The organism is Burkholderia sp. E168m23, from assembly GCF_016586125.1.
Taxonomy (GTDB): Bacteria; Pseudomonadota; Gammaproteobacteria; order Burkholderiales; family Burkholderiaceae; genus Burkholderia; species Burkholderia orbicola.
Map to the genome: position 1 here is coordinate 1 of NZ_BCPP01000384.1, position 6,249 is coordinate 6,249.

The window sequence follows — 6,249 nt, forward strand, 5'->3', positions numbered from 1 at the left end:
GAACCGCAACGCGAGCCTGCCGCCGCTCACGTTCACGGCCGAGGAGCTGGCGGCGCTCGCCACCGGCGCGCGCATGCTCGAGACCTGGGGCGGCGCGCGCTTCGCGAGCGGCGCGCGCTCGGCGCTCGCGAAGATCGCGTCGGCGATGCCGGCCGACAAGCGCACGGCGCTCGACCGGCTGCCCGTGTTCGCGCCGTCGTTCCACATCGACGAGACGTTTTGCGCGAAGGTCGACGCGATCCACCAGGCGATCGACACGCGCCACATCGTCAGCTTCGACTACCGCGACCGGCTCGGCGCGCATTCTCAGCGACGCGTCTGGCCGCTCGGGCTCGTCTACTGGGGCGGGCGCTGGACGATCGGCGCGTGGTGCGAGCTGCGCGGCGATTTCCGCACCTTCGACATCGCGCGGATGGGCGACATCACCGTGCACGAGCAGTTTCCGGACATGGAAGGCCGGCGGATCGCCGACTACATGCGGATCGCGGAAGCGCCCATGCGCTGACGCGCTGACGTGGCAAGGCGGCGGACACGCGCCGCCCTTCATTTTCCGGGCGCCATGTGGCGCCCGGCCCCACTTTCGTCACCCACCGAACACCACCGGCCGCTTCGGCCGCTCGTCGACGTGCAGCGAAAACACGTCCGCACGCGCATAGTGGCCAACGACGTCGAAGTCGTAGCGCGCCTTCACGAGCTCGTCGGTGTCGATCCGCGCGGTCACGAGCCCGGCCTCGCCGATCAGCGGCTCCGCCAGCAGTTCGCCGAGCGGCCCGACGATCACGCTGCCGCCGCGGATCAGCGGCCGCTCGGGGTCCCAGCCCGGCACGTCGATGCCGAGCGCGCGCGGCGACGGCTGCACCTGGCACGCGCTCACGACGAAGCAGCGCCCTTCGTGCGCGATGTGCCGCATCGAGCTCTGCCACACGTCGCGCTCGTCGACGGTCGGCGCACACCAGATCTGCACGCCTTTCGCGTACATCGCGCAGCGCAGCAGCGGCATGTGGTTCTCCCAGCAGATCGCGGCGCCCGCGCGGCCTGCGGCCGTGTCGACGACCGGCAGCGTCGAGCCGTCACCCTGCCCCCAGATCAGCCGCTCGGTGCCGGTCGGCATCAGCTTGCGGTGCTTCGCGACGAGCCCGTCGCGCGGATCGAAGAACAGCGCCGTGCAGTACAGCGTGCTGCCGCCGCGCTCGATCACGCCGACCACGAGGCTCGCGCCGGTGCGCTGCGACAGCGCGGCCAGCTCGTCGGTTTCCGGCCCCGGCACGTCGATCGCCTGCGCGGCGTAGCGCGCATACGCGTCGCGCCCCTCGGGCAGCCGGTAGCCAAGCCGCGTGCCGAAGATCTCGCCTTTCGGATAGCCGCCGAGCACGGCCTCGGGCAGCACGACCAGCGACGCGCCGCTGTCGCGGATCGCGGTTTCGTAGCCGAGGATCGTGTCGAGCGTGGCGCGCGTGCCGGCGGGCGACGCGCCGATCTGCAGCGCGGCGATGACTGAGGTGGACATGAAGGCGTCTCCGGTGAATGCGGTGAGTGGGATGACGCCATCTTTGTCGATATCATTTCATCGATCAAATCGATACAACGATAACTGACATGAATGTAGATGATATCGCCGGCCTCGACCTGAACCTGCTGAAGGTGTTCGAGGCGCTGTACGAGGAAGGCGGCGCGAGCCGCGCGGCGCTGCGGCTCGACCTCACGCAGTCGGCGGTCAGCGCGGCGCTCGGGCGGCTGCGCGTGATCTATGCCGATCCGCTGTTCGTGCGCACCGGCCGCGGGCTCGCGCCGACGCCGCGCGCGGACGAACTGAAGCCGATCCTGTCCGATGCGCTCGACCGCTGCCGCGAAAGCCTCGCGATCGCGGCCGACGGTGGCGACCGCGTCGGCCGCACGATCTCGATCGGGCTGTCCGACGATTTCGAGATCGCGCTCGGCCGTGCGTTGATCGACGCGGTCGCGCACGAAGCCGCCGGCATCCGGCTGATCTTCCGGCAGACCCACAGCGGCATCGCCGGCGACGCGCTGCTGCGTCACGGCATCGACCTCGCGATCGCGTCGGGCGGGTTCTCGGCGAACGGGCTCAGCCGGCGCGCGGTCGCGACCGGCGGCTATGCGTGCCTGATCGATCCGGCCGGCCGCGCGCGGGCGCCGCGCACGCTGACGCTCGCCGAGTTCCTGCGGCGCGACCATCTGCTCGTGTCGTCGGGCGGCGTGATCGGGATCGTCGACGAGGCGCTGGCCGCGCTCGGCCACAAACGGCGCGTCGCGGCATCGACCACGCATTTCGCCGCGCTGCCGTACCTGCTCGCCGGCTCCGACGCGGTCGCGACGATTCCCGCGCACGCGGCGCATGCGATCGCGCAGGCGACCTCGCTGCGTGCGCTCGCGTGCCCGGTCGACCTGCCGCGCTATCCGGTCGAAATCGGCTGGCGCACGAGCACGCAGCGCGATCCGGCGATCGTGCGCGTACGCGACGCGATCGCCGCCTGCGTCGCACGCCTCGTCGCCCCATGAAAAAGGCCCGGCCGGCTTCTTGTACCGGTCGGGCCTGTCCGGGGGCGCGGCGCCGCGCATCGAAGCAGGCGCCGCGTAGCCGGGGGCGTACGTTACTCGACGGCCTTCACCATATCCTCGATGACCTTCTTCGCATCGCCGAACACCATCATCGTCTTGTCCATGTAGAACAGGTCGTTGTCGAGCCCCGCGTAGCCGGCCGCCATCGAGCGCTTGTTGACGATCACCGTGCGCGCCTTGTACGCCTCGATGATCGGCATCCCCGCGATCGGCGATTTCGGATCGTTCTTCGCGGCCGGGTTCACGACGTCGTTCGCGCCGAGCACGAGCACCACGTCCACCTGACCGAATTCGCCGTTGATGTCCTCCATCTCGTGCACGATCTCGTACGGCACTTCCGCTTCCGCGAGCAGCACGTTCATGTGGCCCGGCATCCGCCCCGCAACCGGGTGGATCGCGTACTTCACGTCGATGCCCTTCTCGACCAGCTTGTCGGTCAGCTCCTTCAGCGCGTGCTGCGCGCGGGCGACGGCGAGCCCGTAACCCGGCACGATCACGACCGATTCCGCGTTGCCGAGCATGAACGCCGCGTCGTCGGCCGAACCCGACTTCACCGGCCGCTGCTCCTGCGCGCCCGCCGCGCCGCCGGCCGCCGCTTCGCCGCCGAACCCGCCGAGGATCACGTTGAAGAACGAGCGGTTCATCGCGTGGCACATGATGTACGACAGGATCGCGCCCGACGAGCCGACCAGCGAGCCGGCGATGATCAGCATCGCGTTGTTCAGCGAGAAGCCGATGCCGGCCGCGGCCCAGCCCGAGTACGAGTTCAGCATCGACACGACCACCGGCATGTCCGCGCCGCCGATCGGGATGATGATCAGCACACCGAGCACGAACGCGATCGCCGTCATGATGATGAACGGCAGCCACGCCTGCGTGATGAAGAACAGGATGCCGAAGCCGAGCATCGCGATCGCGAGCATCAGGTTGATCAGGTGCTGGCCGGCATACACGACCGGCGCGCCCTGGAACAGCCGGAACTTGTACTTGCCCGACAGCTTGCCGAACGCGATCACCGACCCGGAGAACGTGATCGCGCCGACGAACGTGCCGATGAACAGCTCGACGCGGTTGCCGTACGGGATGAAGCTCGACGACACCGCGTCCTGCGGCACGAGCCCGAATGCTTCCGGCTCCGACACGACCGCATACGCGATGCACACGGCCGCGAGACCGATCAGCGAGTGCATCGCCGCGACGAGTTCCGGCATCTTCGTCATCTCGACGCGCGCGGCGACGAATGCCCCGACGCCCCCGCCGACGATCAGCGCGCCGAGCACGAGCGCGAGGCCGAGCGGCAGGTTCGCGCCGAGCCATGCGGCCTGCTTGACGATCAGCGCGATCGTCGTGAGGATCGCGATGGCCATCCCGACCATCCCGAACAGGTTGCCGCGCCGCGCGCTCTTCGGGTTCGACAGCCCCTTCAGCGCCTGGATGAAGCACACCGACGCGACGAGGTACAGCAGCGTAACGACGTTCATGCTCATCGCGCGCCCTCCTTGCCGCCCTCGACACGCTTGGGCTCCTTCTTGCGGAACATCTCGAGCATGCGCCTCGTCACGAGAAAGCCGCCGAACACGTTGACGGCCGCGAGCGCGACCGCGAGCGTGCCGAAGAACTTGCCGGTCGCGCCGACGGTGAGCGCCGCCGCGAGCATCGCGCCGACGATCACGATCGCCGAGATCGCGTTGGTCACGGCCATCAGCGGCGTATGCAGCGCCGGCGTGACGTTCCAGACGACGTGGTAGCCGACGTACACCGCCAGCACGAAGATGATCACGTTGATCACCGTGTGATTGATGACTTCCATGGTCTCCTCCGTTATTTGCGCGTGACTTCACCGTCGCGGCACAGCAGCGTCGCGGCGACGATGTCGTCGGTCAGGTCGATATTCAGCGTGCCTTCCTTCGTGACGATCAGCTTCAGGAAGTCGAGCAGGTTGCGTGCATACAGCGCCGACGCGTCCGACGCGACCATCGACGCGAGGTTCGTGTAGCCGGCGATCGTCACGCCGTTGTGCACGATCACCTGGTCGGCGACGGTCAGCGGGCAGTTGCCGCCCTTGCGGCCGTCGACTTCCGGGCCGCGGCCGGCCGCGAGATCGACGAGCACCGAACCGGGCTTCATCGACTGCGCGGTGTCCACCGAGATCAGCGTCGGCGCCGGGCGGCCGGGAATCAGCGCGGTCGTGATCACGATGTCGGCCTGCTTCGCGCGTTCGTGCACGAGCGCGGCCTGACGGCCGAGCCACGACGGCGGCATCGGGCGCGCATAGCCGCCGACGCCCTGCGCAGCTTCGCGCTCTTCGTCGGTTTCGAACGGGACGTCGAGGAATTTCGCGCCGAGCGACTCGATCTGCTCCTTCACCGCCGGCCGCACGTCGGATGCCTCGATCACCGCGCCCAGCCGCTTCGCGGTCGCGATCGCCTGCAGGCCCGCGACGCCCGCGCCGAGAATCAGCACGCGCGCCGCCTTCACGGTGCCCGCGGCCGTCATCAACATCGGCATGAAGCGCGGATACAGCGACGCGGCCACCAGCACGGCCTTGTAGCCGGCGATGTTCGCCTGCGACGACAGCACGTCGAGACTCTGCGCACGCGTGGTGCGCGGCGCGGCCTCGAGCGCGAAACCGGTCACGCCGGCCGCGGCGAGTTGCGCCGCCTGCTCGCCGTTGAACGGCTCGAGCATGCCGACCAGCACGGCGCCGCGCTTGAGCAACGGCAGTTCGGCGTCGGTGGGCGCCTGGACCTTCAGCACGAGGTCGGCGGCAAAAGCGGCCGACTGGTCGGTCAATTCTGCGCCGGCGGCCACATAGGCTTCATCGGGATAGCTGGCGGCACTGCCGGCCCCTTTCGCGATACTGACCCGATGGCCGGCCGCCGCGTATTTCTTCACGGTTTCCGGCGTCGCGGCCACGCGCGCCTCGTTGGCCCGCGTTTCAGCAGGCACTCCAATATGCATCGTCAGTTCCTCCAGTCATTGTCAGTATTTCTTTTCTTGCATTCTTTACTGCGCAACGAGCCGGACAGGCTGACTTACCGGCTCACGAGCAACGGCTTTCACGCTGCACTTTAACCGAAAGCGATGCCCCCGCCAGCACTTTCCGCACGACCGTGCTCGAATGCGACATCCGTTTGGTCCGTGCCGTCGCGCCGCGCCCGGACGGATGAACTCCGGGGGTCGGATTCGTCTAACCAGACGGCCGGCAGCGTTCGGGCGCAACCGGTAAAATGCCGACCATGAAACCCGAACTCTGGACCCCGCATGTGACGGTCGCCGCGCTCGTCGAGCGCGCCGGCCGCTTTCTCGTGATCGAGGAAGAAACCTCGACGGGCCTGCGCATCAACCAGCCGGCCGGTCATCTGGAAGCCGGCGAAACGCTGGCCGACGCCGTGATCCGCGAAACGCTCGAGGAAACCGCGCACCCGTTCACGCCCGACGCACTCGTCGGCGTCTATCTCGCGCACTACGAGCGCCCCGGCAGCGCCGGTGCGACCTACCTGCGCTTCACGTTCTGCGGCACGGCCGGCGAACCGGTCGCGGGCCACGTGCTCGACGATGGCATCGTGCGCACGCTGTGGATGACGGCCGACGAGCTGCGCGCCTGCAGCGAGCGCCATCGTTCGCCCGCGGTGATGCGCTGCGTCGACGACTATCTCGCCGGGCGGCGCG

Annotated in this window: 7 protein-coding genes; 3 read left to right on the top strand and 4 right to left on the bottom strand. The window is 68.8% G+C overall.

Features of this window, described 5'->3' with window-relative positions; genetic code table 11:
• Positions 1 to 505, top strand: a 505-nt coding sequence (locus JMF90_RS19710; protein ID WP_201325337.1) for a YafY family protein, incomplete at its 5' end; no start/stop codon positions are given.
• Positions 506 to 583: 78 nt separating this feature from the next.
• On the opposite strand, the gene JMF90_RS19715 is transcribed toward JMF90_RS19710, so the two are convergent.
• Positions 584 to 1,507, bottom strand: a complete 924-nt coding sequence (locus JMF90_RS19715) for a carbon-nitrogen hydrolase family protein (protein WP_006476882.1) — start codon at positions 1,505 to 1,507, stop codon at positions 584 to 586.
• Positions 1,508 to 1,596: 89 nt separating this feature from the next.
• Between JMF90_RS19715 and JMF90_RS19720 the strand changes: the two genes are divergently transcribed.
• Positions 1,597 to 2,517, top strand: a complete 921-nt coding sequence (locus JMF90_RS19720) for a LysR family transcriptional regulator (RefSeq protein WP_053526783.1) — start codon at positions 1,597 to 1,599, stop codon at positions 2,515 to 2,517.
• Between the two features lie 92 nt (positions 2,518 to 2,609).
• Here JMF90_RS19720 and JMF90_RS19725 read toward each other — a convergent pair whose 3' ends face one another.
• From JMF90_RS19725 to JMF90_RS19735, 3 genes are read right to left on the bottom strand one after another with little or no spacing between them, the layout of a single operon-like run.
• Complete coding sequence (locus JMF90_RS19725) at positions 2,610 to 4,064, bottom strand: NAD(P)(+) transhydrogenase (Re/Si-specific) subunit beta (RefSeq protein ID WP_006483443.1); 1,455 nt, start codon at positions 4,062 to 4,064, stop codon at positions 2,610 to 2,612.
• Positions 4,061 to 4,387 carry an NAD(P) transhydrogenase subunit alpha gene (locus JMF90_RS19730; protein WP_006476884.1) on the bottom strand — a complete coding sequence of 109 codons (327 nt, stop codon included), beginning with the start codon at positions 4,385 to 4,387 and terminating at the stop codon, positions 4,061 to 4,063. The genes JMF90_RS19725 and JMF90_RS19730 overlap by 4 nt, the downstream gene beginning before the upstream one ends.
• A gap of 11 nt (positions 4,388 to 4,398) precedes the next feature.
• Positions 4,399 to 5,538 (bottom strand): Re/Si-specific NAD(P)(+) transhydrogenase subunit alpha, encoded by a 1,140-nt coding sequence (locus tag JMF90_RS19735; protein ID WP_006476885.1) that lies wholly within the window; start codon positions 5,536 to 5,538, stop codon positions 4,399 to 4,401.
• Between the two features lie 278 nt (positions 5,539 to 5,816).
• On the opposite strand from JMF90_RS19735, the gene JMF90_RS19740 reads away from it, so the two are divergent.
• Positions 5,817 to 6,249: NUDIX hydrolase (locus JMF90_RS19740; RefSeq protein WP_201325338.1), on the top strand; the 433-nt coding region annotated here is incomplete at its 3' end.